At 68.6% G+C, this 18,739-nt stretch carries 23 protein-coding genes; 17 read left to right on the top strand and 6 right to left on the bottom strand.

Annotated features, from left to right (window positions below; all coding sequences use genetic code 11):
- Positions 1-115: 115 nt before the first annotated feature.
- The 3 genes from ACETK8_RS20285 to ACETK8_RS20275 form a co-directional block, all read right to left on the bottom strand.
- Positions 116-1,633 (bottom strand): MFS transporter, encoded by a 1,518-nt coding sequence (locus tag ACETK8_RS20285; RefSeq protein WP_374039605.1) that lies wholly within the window; start codon positions 1,631-1,633, stop codon positions 116-118.
- Positions 1,623-2,024 carry a DUF427 domain-containing protein gene (locus tag ACETK8_RS20280; RefSeq protein ID WP_374039604.1) on the bottom strand — a complete coding sequence of 134 codons (402 nt, stop codon included), beginning with the start codon at positions 2,022-2,024 and terminating at the stop codon, positions 1,623-1,625. The genes ACETK8_RS20285 and ACETK8_RS20280 overlap by 11 nt, the downstream gene beginning before the upstream one ends.
- Before the next feature lie 103 nt (positions 2,025-2,127).
- Complete coding sequence (locus ACETK8_RS20275) at positions 2,128-2,766, bottom strand: glutathione S-transferase family protein (protein WP_374039603.1); 639 nt, start codon at positions 2,764-2,766, stop codon at positions 2,128-2,130.
- 125 nt (positions 2,767-2,891) lie between these two features.
- On the opposite strand from ACETK8_RS20275, the gene ACETK8_RS20270 reads away from it, so the two are divergent.
- On the top strand, positions 2,892-3,833 hold the full coding sequence (locus ACETK8_RS20270) for a LysR family transcriptional regulator (RefSeq protein WP_374039602.1): 942 nt from the start codon (positions 2,892-2,894) through the stop codon (positions 3,831-3,833).
- A 7-nt stretch (positions 3,834-3,840) separates the two neighbouring features.
- Here ACETK8_RS20270 and ACETK8_RS20265 read toward each other — a convergent pair whose 3' ends face one another.
- The 3 genes from ACETK8_RS20265 to ACETK8_RS20255 form a co-directional block, all read right to left on the bottom strand.
- The gene (locus ACETK8_RS20265; protein WP_374039601.1) at positions 3,841-4,164 is read right to left on the bottom strand and encodes a DUF7673 family protein; all 324 of its coding nucleotides are present in this window, start codon (positions 4,162-4,164) and stop codon (positions 3,841-3,843) included.
- A 130-nt stretch (positions 4,165-4,294) separates the two neighbouring features.
- On the bottom strand, positions 4,295-4,900 hold the full coding sequence (locus tag ACETK8_RS20260) for a hypothetical protein (RefSeq protein WP_374039600.1): 606 nt from the start codon (positions 4,898-4,900) through the stop codon (positions 4,295-4,297).
- 71 nt (positions 4,901-4,971) lie between these two features.
- Positions 4,972-5,433 (bottom strand): hypothetical protein, encoded by a 462-nt coding sequence (locus tag ACETK8_RS20255; protein WP_374039599.1) that lies wholly within the window; start codon positions 5,431-5,433, stop codon positions 4,972-4,974.
- A 239-nt stretch (positions 5,434-5,672) separates the two neighbouring features.
- Between ACETK8_RS20255 and ACETK8_RS20250 the strand changes: the two genes are divergently transcribed.
- The 16 genes from ACETK8_RS20250 (at position 5,673) to ACETK8_RS20175 (ending at position 18,721) form a co-directional block, all read left to right on the top strand.
- Positions 5,673-5,915 (top strand): LuxR C-terminal-related transcriptional regulator, encoded by a 243-nt coding sequence (locus ACETK8_RS20250; protein WP_374039598.1) that lies wholly within the window; start codon positions 5,673-5,675, stop codon positions 5,913-5,915.
- 83 nt (positions 5,916-5,998) lie between these two features.
- Positions 5,999-6,643 (top strand): lytic transglycosylase domain-containing protein, encoded by a 645-nt coding sequence (locus ACETK8_RS20245; protein WP_374039597.1) that lies wholly within the window; start codon positions 5,999-6,001, stop codon positions 6,641-6,643.
- Positions 6,640-6,960, top strand: coding sequence for a TrbC/VirB2 family protein (locus tag ACETK8_RS20240; protein WP_374039596.1), 321 nt, complete (start codon positions 6,640-6,642; stop codon positions 6,958-6,960). The genes ACETK8_RS20245 and ACETK8_RS20240 overlap by 4 nt, the downstream gene beginning before the upstream one ends.
- The gene (locus ACETK8_RS20235) at positions 6,957-7,133 is read left to right on the top strand and encodes a hypothetical protein (RefSeq protein ID WP_374039595.1); all 177 of its coding nucleotides are present in this window, start codon (positions 6,957-6,959) and stop codon (positions 7,131-7,133) included. The genes ACETK8_RS20240 and ACETK8_RS20235 overlap by 4 nt, the downstream gene beginning before the upstream one ends.
- The gene (locus ACETK8_RS20230; protein WP_374039594.1) at positions 7,126-7,461 is read left to right on the top strand and encodes a type IV secretion system protein VirB3; all 336 of its coding nucleotides are present in this window, start codon (positions 7,126-7,128) and stop codon (positions 7,459-7,461) included. Before ACETK8_RS20235 ends, ACETK8_RS20230 begins: the two co-directional genes overlap by 8 nt.
- Complete coding sequence (locus ACETK8_RS20225) at positions 7,454-9,829, top strand: VirB4 family type IV secretion/conjugal transfer ATPase (RefSeq protein WP_374039593.1); 2,376 nt, start codon at positions 7,454-7,456, stop codon at positions 9,827-9,829. The genes ACETK8_RS20230 and ACETK8_RS20225 overlap by 8 nt, the downstream gene beginning before the upstream one ends.
- Positions 9,826-10,566 (top strand): type IV secretion system protein, encoded by a 741-nt coding sequence (locus ACETK8_RS20220; protein WP_374039592.1) that lies wholly within the window; start codon positions 9,826-9,828, stop codon positions 10,564-10,566. Before ACETK8_RS20225 ends, ACETK8_RS20220 begins: the two co-directional genes overlap by 4 nt.
- Positions 10,563-10,811 (top strand): EexN family lipoprotein, encoded by a 249-nt coding sequence (locus ACETK8_RS20215; RefSeq protein WP_374039591.1) that lies wholly within the window; start codon positions 10,563-10,565, stop codon positions 10,809-10,811. The genes ACETK8_RS20220 and ACETK8_RS20215 overlap by 4 nt, the downstream gene beginning before the upstream one ends.
- Positions 10,811-11,749 (top strand): type IV secretion system protein, encoded by a 939-nt coding sequence (locus tag ACETK8_RS20210; protein WP_374039590.1) that lies wholly within the window; start codon positions 10,811-10,813, stop codon positions 11,747-11,749. The genes ACETK8_RS20215 and ACETK8_RS20210 overlap by 1 nt, the downstream gene beginning before the upstream one ends.
- Positions 11,746-12,024, top strand: a complete 279-nt coding sequence (locus tag ACETK8_RS20205; RefSeq protein ID WP_374039589.1) for a hypothetical protein — start codon at positions 11,746-11,748, stop codon at positions 12,022-12,024. Before ACETK8_RS20210 ends, ACETK8_RS20205 begins: the two co-directional genes overlap by 4 nt.
- Before the next feature lie 3 nt (positions 12,025-12,027).
- On the top strand, positions 12,028-12,708 hold the full coding sequence (locus tag ACETK8_RS20200) for a virB8 family protein (RefSeq protein WP_374039588.1): 681 nt from the start codon (positions 12,028-12,030) through the stop codon (positions 12,706-12,708).
- On the top strand, positions 12,705-13,541 hold the full coding sequence (virB9, locus tag ACETK8_RS20195) for a P-type conjugative transfer protein VirB9 (protein WP_374039587.1): 837 nt from the start codon (positions 12,705-12,707) through the stop codon (positions 13,539-13,541). Before ACETK8_RS20200 ends, virB9 begins: the two co-directional genes overlap by 4 nt.
- Positions 13,538-14,689: a type IV secretion system protein VirB10 gene (virB10, locus tag ACETK8_RS20190; RefSeq protein WP_374039586.1), complete on the top strand. Its 1,152-nt coding sequence runs from the start codon at positions 13,538-13,540 to the stop codon at positions 14,687-14,689. The genes virB9 and virB10 overlap by 4 nt, the downstream gene beginning before the upstream one ends.
- Positions 14,690-14,694: 5 nt before the next feature.
- On the top strand, positions 14,695-15,699 hold the full coding sequence (gene virB11 / locus ACETK8_RS20185; RefSeq protein ID WP_374039585.1) for a P-type DNA transfer ATPase VirB11: 1,005 nt from the start codon (positions 14,695-14,697) through the stop codon (positions 15,697-15,699).
- Positions 15,665-17,581: a type IV secretory system conjugative DNA transfer family protein gene (locus ACETK8_RS20180; protein WP_374039584.1), complete on the top strand. Its 1,917-nt coding sequence runs from the start codon at positions 15,665-15,667 to the stop codon at positions 17,579-17,581. Before virB11 ends, ACETK8_RS20180 begins: the two co-directional genes overlap by 35 nt.
- Positions 17,582-17,596: 15 nt before the next feature.
- Positions 17,597-18,721, top strand: a complete 1,125-nt coding sequence (locus tag ACETK8_RS20175; protein ID WP_374039583.1) for an LPD7 domain-containing protein — start codon at positions 17,597-17,599, stop codon at positions 18,719-18,721.
- The last annotated feature ends 18 nt before the right edge of the window (positions 18,722-18,739 follow it).

The raw sequence follows: 18,739 nt of genomic DNA, 5'->3' as shown, positions 1-18,739 counted from the left end.
GCGGTCGGTCATATCTATTTGCTAGCACCGATAATACAGGGCTGCGCCTGTGAAGAGAGCGCGAGGGAACCGAAGGGCGCTGGGAGTGAAGCCCCACGATTTCCGGTGAGCCGGTCTAGGGTTCGCCTTTCACCCTGCCAAGCAGTGTGAATGCGGCGATTGCGGAGACCAGGGTAATCGCCGACAGGCCCCAGGTGAGTTGCTGGAAGGCGCCCAGATAGCTCTGGATCAGGGCCGCGCGGTCGAAGGCCGGAGCCAGAGCGGCTGCGTGCGGCAGGTCGCCCGTGGCTACTCTTTGGGCGATCTCTCCGACGCGGTCGGCCGCGCCCGCGCTCCGCAGGTTGCTCGCCGTGAGGCCCGCCAAGGCCGCGCTGACGATCGCGAGAGCCACGCCTTCGCCGGCGACCTTGGTGGTGTTGAATACTCCGGTCGCCATGCCGGCCCGCTCCTTGGGCACTACGGTCACCGACAGGCCGTCCATTAATCCCCACGGCAGGCCGGCACCGAAGCCGATGACCAGTATAGGCGGCACGAGCGCGAGGTTGGCCCCGGCCGGGACGGCGCCCAACCACAACAGGCCGATGGCGGCGATGACCAGGCCGACGCCCGCGACCACGCCAGCCGACAGCCAACGGGTCAGGTTGGCGGCCAGCCAGGGCACGACGACCATCGGGCCGGACAGCGCGATCATCAGCAGACCCGCATCGATCTCGCTGCGCCCCTCCACGCCCACCAAGCGCAACGGCAGCACGATGAGCAGGACGACATAGGCATAGCAGGTCGCGATCGGCAGCAACTGCACGCCGACGAAGCGAGGATAGCGGAACAGGCCGAGGTCCAGCATCGGCCGGGCGGCCCGGCGCTCGACGACGATGAAGACGGCCAGCAAGGCGACCGCGCCCGACAGAGAACCAATCACCAGCGGACTGATCCAGCCCGATTCCGGGGCTTGGATGACGCCAAAGGTGAACAGCGACAGCAGACCGGTGAAGCTGACCACTCCTGGCCAGTCGAGGCCGACGGCGTCGGGATCCCGGGTCTCGCGCATGCGCGGCGCCCCGAAGACCAGGGCCAGGGCGCCGATGATCGCGCCGGCCATGAAGATGGAGCGCCAGCCGAACATTTCGACCAGCCACCCGACCATCACCGGGCCCACGGCCAGTCCCAGACCGAAGGTTGCTCCGAGCAGGCTGAAGGCGCGCAGGCGGGCGTGGCCTTCGAACTCCTGGGCGATCGCGGCCGAGCCCCCGGCCAGGGCGGCCGCCGCGCCCACGCCCTGCCCGGCGCGCAGCAGATCGATCATCGCCACCGAGGCGGCGAAGGTCAGCGCGACGGAGAAGAAGACGAACAGGGCCACGCCGCCTACGAAGATGCGCTTGCGCCCATATTGGTCCGCGAGCGCGCCGGCGGTCATCATCAGGCTGCCGAAGGTCAGCATGAAGGCGTTGGTGATCCAGGTCAGTTCCGTCGCCGTGCCGCCGAGGTCGCGCCCGATCGCCGGGGTCGCGATCGCGCCGCCAGTGAAGCTGAGGGGCAGGACCAGCGCGGCGAGCAGCACGGACGCCAGGACGAGATGGGGATTGGGGCTCTTCGCGGTCGCGACGTTTGTCGGGTCTTGAAGGTCAGCGGTCATGGCCGGCCTCCGCGTCGTCCCAGGCTTCGATGACGTCGACGCGGTCCGGATAGAAGGCGATGTGGTCGACGATGGCATCGACGGCTCGGAACGGGGTCTCGTAGGCCCAGGCGGCGTCGGCGCGCACGTCATCGCCGACGGTGATCGTGTAGTAGCTGGCGTCGCCCTTGTAGGGGCAGAAGCTGGTGGTCGCCGTGCGGGTCAGGACCGTGCGATCGATGTCCCCACGCGGCATGTAAAGCACCGGCGGTCGGTTCGCTTCGCGCAGGGTCAGGGCGTTTCGCGTGTCGGCGACGACGTGGCCCGCCACCCGGACGACGATGCGTGCGGGATTGGGTTCGATCGCGATCGGATGATCGACGTTGGGAATCTTCATTCTCGGGTCGGCCATGGGAAGTCTCCAGGCGATAGCCGGGGTTCGCGGCCTTGGGCGCGCTTCATCCGGCATGAGGGAGAGGGGCGGTCCCGGACGTGGAGCCCGGGACCGCAAGGCGTCAGGCCGCGAGTTGCGCCTTGTGGGCGGCTGCGACAGCGGCCTCATCCGCCAGCGCTTTGCGGACCGAGGGGCGTTCGTCCATCCGGGCCTTCCAGGCGAGCAGATTCTTCAGGTGGCTGATGTCGACGCCGCTGCGCTCGCTCCACATGGTGGCCCAGGTGAAGGCGTCGGCGATGCTGAACCCGTCACCCGCGATGAAGGGCTGGCTGGCGAGCCGTTCGTCCAGAATCGCATAGCCGGCGACGATCTTGGCCTTCATCCAGGCGACGCCTTCTTCGTTCATAAGCTTGCGCATCAGCGGGACATGGCGTTGGGCGATCTCGGTGACGATGAAGGTCTGCAACTGGTCGAACTTGACGCGTTCCAGCGTTCCGGGCGCGGGCGCCAGACCGGCTTCCGGATGCTGGTCGGCCAGATAGGCGGTGATCACGGTGGCCTCGGTCAGCTGATCCAGGGTCGCGTTCTCCAGCGCCAGTACGGGCACATAGAAGAGCGGGTTCACCGCGGCGAAGTTCTCGCCAGTCGAGGTCGAGCGATCCTTGACGTCGTAATGGACCAGCTCGACCGGCAGGCCGAGTTCGTTGATGACCACCTGGACCGCTTCCGAGCTGGTCTTGTCGGCGATGTAGAGTTTCATGGCAGGCTCCTTGGCCTCGCGTTTCGGATGCCGTGTATGTGGCTTGCGAGCGAACGGCGATAAACGCTTGCGAAAGCGCTTCAGTGTTTCCATTGAGGCGACAATCGCGAACCCGGATGTGAACCATGAGCGAACGCAGCGGCGCGTCCTTCGATGACATCGAGGCCTTTGTCGCGGTCGCCCGCAACGGCGGCTTCACGCGCGCCGCCGAGGCGCTCGACACCAGCAAGTCGAACGTCGGAAAAGCCGTGCAGCGTCTGGAGAAACGGCTCGGAACGGTCTTGCTGCACCGGACTACCCGATCCGTCCGTCTGACCGAGGACGGCGAAACCTATCTGGAGGCGGCGCAGGGCGCGCTGGAGAAACTGGCGGAGGCGGAGAAGCTGCTGAGCGCACGGCGGGCCGAGCCGGCCGGCCTCGTCCGCATCGATTTCCCCAGCGGCGTGGGCCGACTGATCCTGCCGACCCTGGCTGATCTGCGACGGCGCTTTCCCAAGATCACCCTGGAGATTGCGCTGACGGACCGATTCTCAGACCTAACCGAGGACGGCTGGGACATCGTCGTGCGCGCCGGCCGACCGCCCGAGACCGGCGACTCCGTCGTCAAGCGGCTGTGTGACATGCGGCTCGGTCTCTACGCCGCGCCGAGCTATCTCGCGGGGCGGCCCGCCATCAAGGCGATCCGCGACCTGCGCGATCACGACGCCATCATTTTCAGGGACGGGGTTGGGCGGCTGCGACAGTGGCGGCTGCAGGAACAGGGCTCTGAAACGATCCTCGCGCCGCAGGCAACTGTCATCCTTTCGGACGGACAGGGATTTGTGGACGCCGCCGTCCGCGGCCTCGGCATCGCCCAAATCTTCGGCCGCGTTGCGGCGCCTTTGATCGCCGAAGGGCGGCTCGTCCACCTGTTGCCGACCGCCGACGTGGACGGCCCCACCGTCTATGCCGTCGTACCGTTCGGACGTCGCATGCCCGCCAAGACCCGGGCGGTGATGGAGCATCTGGTCGCGGTGGCGAAGGAGTCGACCGGGCTTGATCCAGGGACGATTCCTGCGGAAACCTGAATTGCCGTCAGGCGGCGGTCTCGGCGGCTTTCACGACCTCCGGCCGCCAGAGCCGCACGAGGTCCTCGAATTCGGTCTGGAAGGTGTAGGCGCTAGGATACTCGTTGTTGCGGACGACGAAGCTGAAGACCGTGATCATGTCCTCGCCGATGGCGTCGTCCACCCCCCAGGCCTCGGTCAAATCGAAGCCGCCAAGGGTGCCCGCATTCCACCAGGCCAGCAGGAAGTTGGCGACGTAGCGGCATTGCCCGGTGTCGCCGCGCGCGATCTCGAGAAGCCGCTCCAGCGCAGCCCAAGTTGTGGGATCCATCTTGGGTGTCGCAGAGACCACGCCAACTCTCCTCTCGGCATTGCAGCGACTATGGAGGGCCTGAACCGGACCCTCAACCCAATTGCGGTTTCGGCCCATCGGGGTCGTGATCGGCCCGGCGGCCGACCTCGATGCATGGCGTCGCGGGGGCTTAATGCACCGCCTTCAGCGGCAAATCTCCGAGACCAGCCAGGTCGCGGACATCCGCCATGGCATCCTTCAACATCTGCTCGAGATCTGCGCCTTCGATGCGGCCGCCCAGCGCGGCCAGGGCGACAACCTTCATGGCGCCGAGAACCACGGCCTCGGCGGTCGCGGCCGGCGACAAGGTCGGGGCCGTCGCCATCAAGGGACCGGCATCCCTCGCGAGCGTCTCGTAGGACGTCTCGACCAGCCGCAAGAACGCCTCGCTGTCGAAATCGCCCTCTCCCAGGCTGGGACGAGGCGGCGGCGGGGGTGCGGTCCGCACGGCTTCTTCAATTTCAGCCGCGGCGGCCTCCACGAGACCGACCAGCTCCCCGGCGCGCGCATCTAGGTCGCCCCAGAGGACTTTCCGTACGCCCTTGTCGCCTTGGACCTCTAGCTCCGGCCCTGTCCGGGCAGCGATCCTCGCCACGATGGTCAAGTTCTCGCGATCATCTCCCCACTGCGGCATGAGGCGAACGCGAACCTTTCTCTCAGTCGACGCACGCAGTTCCTCCGCTCGCGTCATCGCGGCGTTGAGCGCTAGGCCTACAGAGGCGGGCTTCTCCGACATCTGAACGGCTCCGGCATCAGAACTAAGGGTGCTGGAGGCGACGGTGTCTCGATTCCGGCGGCGCGACAAATTCACCCCCGCGCGGCGCCCCAAGCGCGGAGCGTCGCCGTCCAGGGCCTGCGGCTCGACGCGCTTCCCTTCCTCGTTCGGGACCGGGCGCCGGCCTCCGCGATCTCTCGCGTGATCGCGACGACAGCCCGCACCTCGGCCAACGAAGTCTCTCGACCGAGGGCGTCCAGCCCGTGACGCATGTGTGCTGGACTGACCTTCGCGAGGATCGGCGCCCAACCGCGCCGGAGTCTCAGGCCCCGCGCTTCGGCGAAGGCTAGCGCCTTCACCAGATCGTGGCGGATTGTGCGTCGGTTCTCGTCATCCGTGGCGCCCTCGGCGACCAGGAAGCTCTTGAGGCCGAGTTCGATGGCGTTGCAGGCTGACGCCAGAGCCACGCCGCGATGATCCCGGCGCACCGCCTCAGCGGCCCCGACGCGAAAACCGTGCGCGTTGTCGAAAAGCACTTGGCTCAAGCGGACCACCGCGCCCTCCTTGCCAGAATCCCGACCCGTCGGCCCGAAAGCCGCCCGTGGATCGAAATCCGTTCGATGTCGTTCCGCCAAGCTATACCGAAACCGGGCGTGATTCACGCCCTTTCCGACGAGGGATCGCCCCAAAACCGACACGTTCAGGTACCCCAAATCAATAATGCACCCTTAGGAGTTGCGATTCCGCCAGCGGACGACTAACTGCGGAATCGAAGTGTACGGTTGGAGGTCCCATGGAGACCCAAGACGTGACGAACGATGGTGGAGACGTTGTTAAGCTTACTCCGCGTCAACGGGAATGCCTGTATTGGGCAGAACAGGGTAAGAGTTCATCAGTAATCGGATCTATCCTCGGAATATCAGCACGGACCGTGGATGAACACATTGCCTGCGCTTGCGCACGCCTCGGCGTTCAGACGCGTATACAAGCCATCCGGAGAGCATCCTCTCTCGGCGAGCTCGACGAAACCCCGTAACCTTACGGGGTCGCGCCAGTAAGATTCCTAGCACTAATTTCGGCCTGCTGAGGCGAGAGGCGCCTCCCGTAGCCGAGGTCGGCGTGGATCTAGAACTCGACACGATGTTGGCCCTGGCCAGGGCGTGCGCCCCGAACGTGGCGCCGGCGACGCTGGTGGCAGTGGCTCATACTGAGAGTCGGTTCAACCCCTTCGCCATTGGGGTCAACGGCCCCACCCCCCGAAGCCTTTATCCTGCCACCGCCGAGGCCGCCGCCCGAACCGCGGCGGCCCTGATCGCCGAGGGCCGCAGCGTCGATCTCGGGCTCGGCCAGATCAACAGCGCGAACCTGGCGTGGCTGAACTTATCGGTCGCCGACGCCTTCGATCCCTGCAAGAACTTGGCGGCTTCGGCGCGGGTGCTCTCCGCGGGATACCGACCTGTCGATGCGACCCCCGAAGCCCGGCAGTCCGCCCTGCGGATCGCCTTCTCGCTCTACAACACGGGAGATCCCTCCCGGGGCTTCCGCAACGGCTATGTCGCCAAGGTCGAGCGCAGCGCCGACCTGCTCGCGCCCCGGATGCCCGCCGACGCCGTCACCGCCGATCTGGCCGGAGCGGCGCCCGTCCCCATCGGCGCCATCACCCTGACGGCCGAGATCGAACCTCCGTCCTGGGACGTCTTCGGCCGCGCGTCGCGTTCGCCGCTCTTCATCTTCACCGCTTCACGGAGCCAGGCCGCCCCATGACCGCACCATCCGGTTCGCCTTCCCTGCCGCGCCAACTCGGCGCCGGCGCTTCGATCGCCCTGACCCTGACGTTCGGCTTGGCCGAGCCCGCCTTCGCCCAGGACGTCGGGGGGTTCCTGCAGAATTTCGTCGACATGCTGACGGGCAACAACGCCCGCCTCCTCGCCGTCGCCGCCGTCGTGATCGTCGGCTTCCTCTGGATGTTCGGCCTGTTCGACCTGCGCCGGGCCGCGATCGTGGTTCTGGGGATCGTCGTGGTCTTCGGCGCCGCCGAGATCGTCGACATGATCACCGGCGGGGCGGGCGGGGGGACATGACGGTGCTTTCCCTCCCCGGCATGGCGACCGTCGCGGCCATGGTGATTGGTCTGTTCGTGGTCGCCCGCGCCGGACTGATCTCGTGGCGCCGCTTCGGCGAGGCGACGGGCGGGTTGCTCATCGGTGTGGCTGTTGTCGCCATCGGCCAGGTCGCGGCGGTCGACCATGGCTGAGGACCGGCTGAGGGAGGATCCGCTGTTTCTGGCCTGCACGCGCCCGGCCATGGTGCTCGGCGTTCCGATGGAGGCCTTCGGCGTCAATGTGATCGTCTCCGGCATCATCTATCTGGCCGGGGGCAGCCTTCTCTACCTCCTCGTCGCTCCGGTTTTCCATCTGATCTTCCGGGCGATCTGCAAGGCCGACCACAACGCCTTCCGGGTCCTCTTCGTCTTCATCGACACCAAGGGCCGATCCCGCAATGGCGGGCTCTGGGGCGGCAGCTCCTGCACTCCCCTGCCCTTGGTACGGCGCTACGATGTGCGGGAGCTGACCCGTGGCTAGCGCCGCGCTCAAGCCGTCCGCCCTGAGGCGGGAGCTGGATCCGGCCGGCCAGCTCCCCTACGCGCGCCACGTTACGGACCAGATCGTCGCCCTCGACAACCGCGCCCTAATGCTCTGCTACCGGGTCGCCGGCGCCAGTTTCGAGACCGCCGATCCGCGCGACCTCAACGACTGGCACGGCAAGCTGAACCAGACCTGGCGCAACCTGGCCGACGACCGGCTCGCGGTCTGGCAGCACATCATCCGGCGCGAAGTCGACGACTATCCGGACGGGACGTTCCGGTCGGCGTTCGCGGCCGAGTTGGACGAGGCCTACGCGGCCCGGATGGCCTCGCGGCGGATGTTCGTGAACGACATCTTCCTCACCCTGGTGCTGCACCCCGGCCGCGACATGGCCGACCGCGCCTCGGCCCTCGCGGCCCGACTGAGGGCCGGCCGAAATACCGGGAACGAGGTCGATGCGGAGGCGGTCAAGCGGCTCGAGGAGGCCGGTCGCGACCTGGTCCAGTATCTCGGACGCTACGGACTGGAGCCGCTCGCCCTCTACGAACACGAGGGTCTGATGTTCTCCGGCCCGATGGAGATGCTGCGCCAGGTCTTGACCGGCCGGCCCGAGCGCATGCCCCTTGTCCGCGGCCACCTCGGCTCGGCCCTCTATAGCTCGCGGGTCATCTTCGGACGCGAGGCGCTCGAGATCCGCGACGCCGGCGAGACCCGTTACGCCGGGGTGCTGGGGGTGAAGGAGTATCCCGCCGCGACCAGGCCCGGCTTGTGGGACGAGTTCCTCAAGGCGCGCTTCCCCTTCGTGGCCAGCCAATCGTTCGCCTTCCTGTCCAAGGCCGGCGCCCGGGCGGTGATGGAGCGGAAGCAGAACCAGATGATCTCGGCTCGGGATCGGGCCGCCTCCCAGATGGACGGCCTGGCCGAGGCCCTAGACGATCTGATCTCAAACCGCTTCGTCATGGGCGAACACCAGGCCTCGTTCGTGATCTTCGGCGACACGCCGAAGGACCTTGCGTCCCATGTCTCGAAGGCCCGGGCCCTGCTCGCCGACTCCGGCCTGGTCGTGGCGCGCGAGGACCTCGGCATCGAGGGGGCTTTCTGGTCCCAGTTTCCGGGCAACTTCAGCCGGAGGGTGCGGCCGGCGGTGATCACCTCGCGCAATTTCGCCGCCCTCGCCCCGTTCCACGCCTATCCGGTCGGCCGCCCGAGCGGCAACCACTGGGGTGAGGCCGTGGCCATGCTGCGCACCGCGGCTGGGTCCCCGTTCTATTTCAACTTCCATGTCGCCGACAGCGGCCACACCTTCATCTGCGGCCCCACCGGCTCGGGCAAGACGGTCGTCCAGAACTTTATGCTGGCCCAGCTTGAGAAGCACGCGCCCCAGCAGATCTTCATCGACAAGGACCGCGGCGCGGAGATCTTCGTGCGCGCCTGCGGGGGCGTCTATCTGACTTTGCGCAACGGCGAGCCAACGGGCTTCGCGCCGTTCAAGGCGCTGGAGCCCTCCCCCGCCAATCGGGTCTTCCTGGTCGATCTCGTGCGCAAGCTGGTGGCGCGGGACGACGCGCCCCTGACCGTCCAAGAGGTGCGCGCCATCGAGCAGGGTGTCGCCGCCCTTGAAGCCCTGCCGCGCGAACGGCGCTCGATCGCCGCCCTGCGGGCCCTGCTCGGACAGAAGGATGCGGAGGGCGTCGGCGCCCGGCTTGATCGCTGGGCCAAGGGCGGCGCGCTGGGCTGGGCCCTCGACAACGACAACGACGCCCTGGCGCTGGACGCCCCCTTCCTCGGCTTCGACGTCACCTATCTGCTGGATCACGCCGAGGTCCGCACCCCAGTGATGATGTACCTTCTGCATCGCATCGCCGCCCTCCTGGACGGCCGACGCCTGGTGCTCGACATCGACGAGTTCTGGAAGGCTCTCGGCGACGAGGCCTTCCGGGGCCTGGCCCAAGATGGGCTGAAGACCTGGCGCAAGCAGAACGGCGTCCTGATCTTCGGGACCCAGTCGCCGGCCGAAGCGCTGGCGTCTCCGATCGCCCACACCATCGTCGAGCAGTGCGTCACCAAGATCTACCTGCCCAACGCCCACGGCGTCGCCCGCGACTACATCGACGGCTTCGGCCTCACCCATGAAGAATTCCGACTGATCCGCGAGGAGCTGACGCCGGAGTCCCATCGCTTCCTCGTCAAACAGGGCCACGACAGCGTCGTCGTCGAGCTCGACCTAGGGGGCCTCGGGGACCAGCTGGCCATCCTGTCCGGTCGGACCGAGACGGTCGCCCTTCTCGATCGCCTGCGCGCCGAGCACGGCGACGATCCCGCGGTCTGGGGACCGCTCTTCCAGCAGCAACGGAGACCCTCATGACGCCCCGGCTTCGTCCGCTCGCGGCTGCCTTGGCCGCGACCCTTTTGCTCGCCGCGCCGCAGGCGCGAGCCCAGAGTTTCGGCGGCATCGTCTACGACCCGACCAGCTTCGCCCAGATGGTCAAGGACGCCAAGACGGCCATCGATCAGCTCAACGAACTGAAAGCCCAGGTCCAGCAGGGTCAGCAGCTGTTCGAGAGCCTCAACGAGATCTCGGACGTCAACGCCATCGCCAGCCAGCTGGGTGTGCCGGAGCTGCGGTCGATCCTCCCGGATATCGGCCTCTACCAGCGCGCCCTTTCCGGTGATCTGAACGCGCTCGGCGCCCTGGGCGAACGGGCGGACGAGATTCGCGCCGAACATCGGCTCTACACGCCCCCGGCCGGCGATCTTTCGGCCAGCGAGACCTATTATCGCGACACCTTGGAGGCGTCGGGCGCCCGGGCGGCGCGCGACTACGCCACCGGCGAACGGGTGGCGGAGGCCGCCGAACAGCGGCTCGAAGGGCTCGAACAGCTCCGCTCGGCCCTGGACACGGCGCCCAACGCCCGCGCCGTCCTCGACCTCCAAGCCCGCATCTCGGCCGAGCAAGCCATGATCCAGAACGATCAGATGCGGCTGCAGGGCGTGGCGATGCTCCAGGACGCTGAAGACCGTCTGCAGCGCCAGCGCGACCTGGAACGGGCCGAGGCCGCTCGCGCCGAGCGGATCGCCATGTATCAGAGGGCGCGCCGGTGAGGCTTCGCCACGCCCTTCTGACGGCGCCGCTCGTCGCAGCCGCCGGCCTTGGCGCATGCCAACCGGCCGAGCCTCGGTCGGCCGGCTACTTCATCGAGCATCGCGAGGAGGCCGCGCGGGTCCTGGCCGACTGCGCCACTGGCGCGCATCGCGGCGCGGAATGCGTCGCCGCCCAGGCGGCCAGGGTCGAGACCGACCGTGAAGCGCGCATCCAGTCCTACCGGCGCCAGCGACAGGCGCCCTGATGGAATTCGAGATTTTCGAACCCGCCTATGGCTACGTCGACGCGCGTCTCACGGAGTTCCTGAACGAGCGGCTCGGCAGCGTGCTCGATCAGGTTCGCGGGCCCTTTGCGGTCGCCCTGGTGCTCTACATCGTCCTCTACGGCTATGCGATCATCCGGGGTTCGATCACCGAGCCGATGATCGATTTCGCCATTCGCGGTGTGAAGCTCGTCATCATCTGGACGATCGCCACGACGGCCGCCTATTCCACCTACGTCACCGAACCCCTGTTCAATGTCCTTCCGGACGTGCTGGCGCGAGCCGTCAGCGGCGCCGACACGCCGAACGTCGGCGCCTCGTTCGACGAGTTCTTCTCCTACGCCGCCGAGCTGGCCGACAAGGTCAATAAGGAGGCCTCCCCGGTGAACATCGGACCGGTCGTGGTCGCCGGCGTGGTCGTCGTCGTCGGGGCCCTGGCCGCGGCGCTGGGGTTCGGCGTCGTCATGGTCGCCAAGGTCGCCCTGGCCCTTTTGATCACTCTCGGCCCGATCTTCATCGCCTGCGCCCTGTTCGACGCCACGCGACGGTTCTTCTTCGGCTGGTTGGCCCAGGGCGTGAACTATCTCGTCCTCTTCGCCCTTATCATCACCATCGCCCAGCTGATCCTTGGGTTGGTCCGCGACCAGTGGGGGCGGATCGACGGCGGCGATCCCGTCGCCGGCGGCCTCCTGTTCATCGCCCTTTGTCTGCTCGGCGCGATCTTCTTCCTCCAGACCCCCGCCATCGCGGCCGGCATCGCCGGCGGAGCCAGCGCGGGCCTTGCGGACTTCGGAAACGCCGCGGGCCTGTCGCCCTATCGGATGGCCTCGTCGGCCGCCGCCGGAAAGGCTGCGAGCGGATCGGGCGGCGGATCGGGCGGCGGAAGAGGCTCCATACGCCCCGCCGGAGGCCGAGCATGAAGCGCCTGGTTCTGATCGTCGTCCTTTCAGGCCTAGCCACCGGATGCGCCTCGACCGGCTCGGAGCGCCCGGCCGTCTGCGACGGTCGCCACCGCCGTCCGGCCAATCTCTACGGGTCGTACCTCTCGCCCCCGGCGCCGCCGATCCCCGCGTCGCCCGGCCCCTCGGCGGCGCCCCAACCGGACCCGCCTGAGCCGACAGCACCGCCTCCGGCGACGGCCGCCCCGCCCCACGACCAGTTTTCCGCCCTCCCCTCCTCCTACCCGAGCTGCTGACCCATGCCCGGCGTCCCCGCGCGAGACCTACAGGACTATTTCAAGGAGGCCCGACGCTGGGATCAGGATCGGCTCGCCGACGCCCTGCGATCCCGCCGCAGGGCTTGGACCGTCGCGGGCTGCGCCGGCCTGTTGGCCCTGGCGGCGATCGTCGCGCTCGTGGCCCTGACGCCGCTCAAGACCGTCGAGCCCTTCGTCGTCCGCGTGGACCAGGCGACGGGCGCGGTCGATGTCATGTCGGGCCTGACCGGGACGCGCGAGGTCACCTATGACGAGGCCGTCAGCAAATATTTCCTCGCCCAGTATGTGCGCTCACGCGAAGGCTATCTCGACGCGGCCCGCGAGGAGAATTTCCACCAGGTCTCGATCCTGTCGACGGTCGACGAACAGCGCCGCTGGGCCGATCTCTTCCGGGGGACCAACGCCGACAGTCCCCAAAATCTCTATGGGCCGGACGGCGAGGCCGTCATCGCCATCCGGGCGATCAGCTTCATCAATCCCCAGGTCGCCAACATCCGCTTCCATCGGACGGTGCGAAAGGCGCAGCAGGTCACCGAGAGCGACTGGATCGCCACGGTCGCCTTCAGCTACGCCCAGGCGCCGATGCTGGAGTCCGATCGGCTGCGCAATCCGCTCGGCTTCCAGGTCCGCTCCTATCGCGCGGATCCCGAGGTGGTCCGGTGAGGCGGGCGTCGTTCATCCTGGCCCTCGTCGTCGCCTTGGCGGCGACGCCCGTGCTCGCCGAGGAACGGCCCCAGGCCGGATCCGCCGACCGGCGCATGCGCGAGGTCGATTACGACCCGGCACAGGTCTACCGGGTCGTCGGCGTGTTCCGCATCGCCACCCAGATCGTGCTCGCCCCCGACGAAGCGATCCTGCACGTCGCGGTCGGGGACAGCGTGGCCTGGGAGGTCGCCGCCGAGGGCAACGTCCTCTTCGTCAAGCCGCGCGGACGTCATCAGCCCACCAATCTGATCATCACCACCTCGCGCGGCGGAGAGACCCGCCACTACGCCTTCGAGCTGGTGGCGCGCCAGAGCCGGACCGAGGAAGCCGCCTTCCAGATCCGCTTCCGCTATCCGGACGATGAGCGAGCGCGCGCCGCCGCCGCCCTCGACGCCGGCATCGCGGCCCTCGATGAGCGGCTGGTGGCACTGCAGCTCGAGCGCGGCGCGATCGAAGGGGTCCGGAATCTGCGCTACTCGGTCCAGGGCGATTCGGCCCTTCAGCCGTCGGAAGTGACGGACAACGGGCGGTTCACCGTCCTGCGCTTCCCGGCCAATCAGGCCGTGCCGACGATCTTCACGGTCACGCCCGACGGCACCGAGAGCCTCGTCCCCTTCGACGTGCGCGGCGAATTCGTCGTCATCCACGCGACCGGCCGGGAGTTCCGCCTGCGCCGCGGCCGAGCGGTGCTCTGCATCTACAACGAGGCCTTCGACGCCTACGGGGTCAATCTCGGCACCGGCACCGCCGCCTCCGACGTCGATCGCACCAACCGGGAGGCTCGCCCATGACCCACGCCGAAGATGACGGTCTCGCCCTGCGCCCGGCGCCGGCGCCGGAGGTCCAGGCCGATCGGGGCGTATCGCCGATCAGCGGCCGGCTCGGCGGCCGGACCAACAAGATCATCGCCGTCGTCGCCCTGGTCGTCGGCGCCGGCGTCTTCCTCGCCGCGACGTGGAAGCGTGACGATGTGGAGGCCTCGGCCCCGGTGACGCCGCCGCGCCAGGTCGTGCCCTTCGAACCGGCGCAGCGCGACACCCCGCCGACCCTGGCCGAGGCCGCGAGCGATCCGAACGCCCCCCAGCTCGGCGCCACGCCGGCTGACGGCCAGGTCCCCGCCATCGAGCCGACGTCCGGCGGACGCGGAACGGCGACCGCGGCCCAGACCGAGGCCCAACGCCGCGCCGCCCTTTTGGAAAGCGCTCAGCGCGCGCCGATCATGGCCTATGGAAGCGGCCAGGGCCGCCGGTCGGCCGCGCCCGCGGGAGTCCCGGGCGGCCTCGGCGACGGGGTCGCCACCTTGGCCGCGGCGGCCGAACCCAATGACCTCGACGCCCTGCGCCGATCCTCTCCGATCGGCGAAGCCCGCGCCGGACGTCTGCCCGACCGGCGCTACCTGATCACGGCCGGGACGACGATCCCTTGCGTCCTGCAGACGGCCATGGACACCTCGACCCCCGGCTATGTGACCTGCGTCGTGCCGACCGACGTCTATTCCGACAACGGCGCCGTGATCCTGATGGAGAAGGGCACGCGGGTGATGGGCGAGTATCGCGGCGGCCTGCGCCGCGGTCAGAACCGGATGTTCGTCTTGTGGACCCGCGCGGTCACCCCCGGCGGCGTGGCGGTCGCCCTGGCGTCGCCGGCCGCCGACGCCCTCGGCCGCGCGGGCTTCGGCGGCGACGTGGACACCCACTTCTGGGAGCGGTTCGGCGGCGCCCTGCTGCTCTCGTTGGTCGACGACGGCGTCTACGCCGCGACCGGAAATGGCGACCAGGGTCAATCGACGCTGCGTCTGCCCTCCGACGCCGCCGGCATCGCCCTGCAGAACTCCATCAACATCCCGCCGACGCTGCGAAAGGCCCAGGGCTCCGAGGTGTCGATCTTCGCCGCCCAGGACTTGAACTTCGCCAGCGTCTACGCCCTGCGCAGCCGGTAGGCGCCATGGCCGACAGCTCAGTCCTCCTCCACTATCTCGCGCCGCTTCAGGCGTTGCTGGAGCCGGCCGACGTCACCGAGCTCGTCGTCAACCGTCCGCGAGAAGTCGGGGTGGAGCGCGCCGGCGGATGGACCTGGCACGATGTGCCCGATCTCACGGAAGACTGGCTCCAGACGCTGGCCGTCGGCGCGGCCGCCTTCACCCGCCAGGACGTCAGCGAGGACCAGCCGATCTGCTCCACAGTCCTGCCGGGCGGGGAACGCTGTCAGATCGTCGTGCCGCCGGCGACACCCGCCGGCACGATCTCCCTGACCATCCGCAAGCCCTCCCAGGTCACCCTGGGCCTTGAGGATTTCCAGAAAGCGGGTCTGTTCGAACAGGCGCGGGTCTCCGCCCAGGAGCCGGACGAGGAGGAAGTGGCCCTCCTTGCCCTGCGCGACGCCAGCGATTGGGTCGGCTTTTTCAAACGCGCGGTGATCTCGCGGCGGAACATCCTCATCAGCGGCCCGACCGGCTCGGGCAAGACCACATTCGCCAAGGGCCTGGTCCAGCTCATTCCGCCGGAGGAGCGGCTGCTGACCATTGAGGACACACGCGAGCTCGTGGTGCCGCATCGCAATGTCGTGCATCTGATCTACGCCAAGGACGGCCAGGGCTTGTCCAAGGCCGGCGCGAAGCAGCTGCTCGAGAGCGCGCTTCGCATGCGCCCCGACCGGATCCTGCTGCAGGAACTGCGGGACGGGACAGCGTTTTTCTACCTCCGGAACGTCAACAGCGGCCACCCCGGGTCGATCACCACCATACACGCCGACTCCGCGGCCCTCGCCTTCGAGCAGCTCACCCTGCTTGTGCGCGAGAGCGAAGGCGGCCGCGATCTTCCGCGCGACGATATCCGCGCCCTTCTGATGCTCCTCGTCGACGTGGTCGTGCAGGTGAAGAAGATCGACGGGCGCTACCGCCTGACAGAGGTCTGGTATGACCCCGTTCGCCGCCGCCGCGACGCCGCATAAGGTCCTGATGGTCCTGGCCGCCGTCGTCTTCCTGGCGGCGGGCGCGACCTTTGCGACCGCGATGATCGCCTTGGCCGGACTTGGCCAATTCCGTCAGGACATCGACATCGCCGCCGTGCCGGGGTGGTTCTGGTACTATCGCGGCGATCCGGACGTCCGGCGCTGGATCAAGATCGGCGCCCTGATCTCCGCCGGCCTGGTGGCCATCGCGGGCGTCGCCGCCCTCCTGCGCATTCGCCGCTCTCTCCACGGGACGGCGCGCTGGGCCACCGCCAGCGAGATCGCGGCCGCAGGTCTCACCGAGGCCAAGGGCGTCATCCTCGGCCAAGCGAACGGCCGCTATCTGGTGTTCGGCGGGGCCGAGCACGTCATGCTCTACGCCCCCACACGCTCGGGCAAGGGCGTCGGCGTCGTCATTCCCAATCTTCTGAGCTGGCCAGAGTCCCTCGTTGTCCTCGACATCAAGGGCGAGAATTGGGACGCCAGCGCCGGCTACCGCCAGGCTTGCGGTCAGAGGGTGTTCCGCTTCGATCCCCTCGCCGCCGACGGCCGGACCGTTCGCTTCAATCCGTTGGCCCACATCGATCGAACGGATCCGATCCGCACGCTCGACGAGCTGCAGAAGATCGCCCAGATGCTGTTCCCCGAGCCGCAGCGGGCCGACCCGTTCTGGGCGGAGGCGGCGCGCACCGGCTTCATCGGCGTCGGCGCCTATGTCGCCGAGACGCCCGCCCTCCCCTTCACGCTAGGCGAGGTCTTCCGCCAGCTCACCCAAGGCTCGCCGAAGACGCGTTTCCCGACCCTGATCGCCGCTCGGGCCCGCAGCGGTCATCCCCTCTCGGCGGCCTGCGTCAACGCCCTGACCGATTTCTGCGCGGCCAGCGACAACACTTTCGCATCGATCCGGCAGACCATCACCGCCCGGATGGGCCTTTGGCTCAACCCGCGTGTCGACGCCGCGACCGCCGCCTCCGACTTCGACCTCCGGTCGCTGCGCGATCAGGCGACGTCCCTGTATCTGGCGGTGTCTCCGGACAACCTCCATCGGGTCGCGCCGCTCTACAATCTGCTGCTGCAGCAGTTGATCGACCTGAACACGCGCCGCCTGCCGGCGCCGGGCGTGCCGGGGCCTGAGGTTCTGATCGTGCTCGACGAATTCGCCCGCATCGGCCATGCCCCGGTCCTGGCCCACGGCTTCTCCTTCGTCGCCGGCTACGGCATCCGACTGCTGGCGGTGATCCAGAGCCCGTCCCAGCTGCGCCATGAATACGGGCCCGACCTCGCCGACGAGATCATGACCAACTGCGGCGTGGAGATCGTCTTCGCCCCCAAGGAGGTGAAGGTCGCCCAAAGCCTCAGCGACCGGCTCGGCTATTACGACCAGCCGGCGCTGTCGCGAAGCCGTCCGTTCGGACTGGGCGCAGGCCGCCGGACCGTCACCACCTCCGACCAGCGCCGGGCGCTGATGCTGCCCCAGGAACTGCTGGCTCTGGAGTCCGATCGCCTGATCGTGCTGAAGGCCGGGATCCCGCCGGTGCGCGGACGTAAGCTGCGCTATTATGCGGCGAGGGACTTCAGCCGGCGGGTGCGGCCGCCGCCGACGGTGCCGGCCTTGCCCGCCCTGCAGGCCGGCGGATCGTCGGCGGTGCCGCCCGGCGCGCCCGGCCCGGCGTCCCCAGCCGAACCTCCCGCCCCCGACCTCGCGCCCTTCGAGCCCGCGTCGATCTCCCTGGCGATCGACGACATCGATCTCGACGGCCTCCCGTCCGAGGCCGCGTCCGAAGCCGAGGTTCGCGCCTGGGCGGACGCCTACATCGACCGCGCCGCGCTCGAGGCGTCGCTTGAGCTCGACACCCGACCCACCGTCCAAGGCGACCGATAATCGCAGGAGGATCTCATGGCCGACGACCCCGATCCGATCACGCCGACCCCTGAGGGCCGCGGCGCCGATAACACCATCGAGCCCGGGCGGGCGCGACGGCGCGCCAAGTCCGAAGAGACCGAGCGTCCGGTCGATCCGGCCACGACGCCCGAGATCTCCACTCGGGTCGGCGACCTGCCGAGCGCCGTCGCCAAACGCTACCAAGGCGAGCCGGCCAAGCTCGGCGGCTACATCGACTATTTCGAGGGCCCGGGATCCAAACATCCGGCCTTCCGCGATCGCGGCGGCAAGCTCGAGGCCTTGCAGACCGATCCGGCGACCGTCGCCACCCTCCTGGCCGTGGCCAAGCACCGCAACTGGACTGCCATCAAGGTGCGGGGCGACGACGATTTCCGGCGCGAGGTCTGGAAGGAGGCCCAGGCGATGGGACTGGAAGTCTCCGGCTATCGACCCAAGGCGCGCGATCGCGCCGAGCTGGACCAGCTGCGCACTGCGGGCGCTGAGCGCCCGCAACCACCTTCAGCCGCCACCCATCCGTCGGGGCGAGGAGACCGGGTGGGGAAAGCGCCTGAAGTCGAACCGGGCGTGACGGCCGGGAAGCTGATCGAGATCGGCCAAGCGCCCTACCCTCGTGGTTCGGACGCCAAGCCGACCCCCTTCATCCGTGTCGAGCAGGCCGACGGCAGGGTGAAGGACCTTTGGGGTGTCGGCCTGCCCGACGCTCTGCAGCGCTCCGGCGCCCAGGTCGGCGACGACATCCGCGCACGTCGCGCCGGAACCGACAAGGTGACGGTCAAGGTCGAGCAACGCGACCCGGAGTCGGGCCGGACGACCAGGCGCGACCGCGAGGTCGACCGCAATCGCTGGGAGATCGAGGCCGATCGCTTCCGCTCCGCCTCGCCCGAACAGCGGATGCGGGACCCGGCGATGGCCCCCGCCCAGTCCCGACTCGACGTGGTGGAGTCGGTCGCCCGCTCCCGCCTGTCCGATCCCCAGGCGCAGGCCCGCGTGGTCGCCGGCGCCGAGGCCAGGATCGCCGAACACATCGCGGCCGGCCGGACTATCGAGCCCGTTCGCGCCCCCGATAGGGATCGGACGGAGCGAGAGGCCGGCGGACCTGAGCGGGTCAGGGCGCGCTGACTGTCATGCGTCTCCGGT

Origin of the sequence: Brevundimonas staleyi, from assembly GCF_041893865.1 — a bacterium.
Classification (GTDB): domain Bacteria; phylum Pseudomonadota; class Alphaproteobacteria; order Caulobacterales; family Caulobacteraceae; genus Brevundimonas; species Brevundimonas staleyi.
The sequence above is the reverse complement of the archived record's forward strand: the minus strand, read 5'-3'. Positions and strand labels throughout refer to the sequence as shown.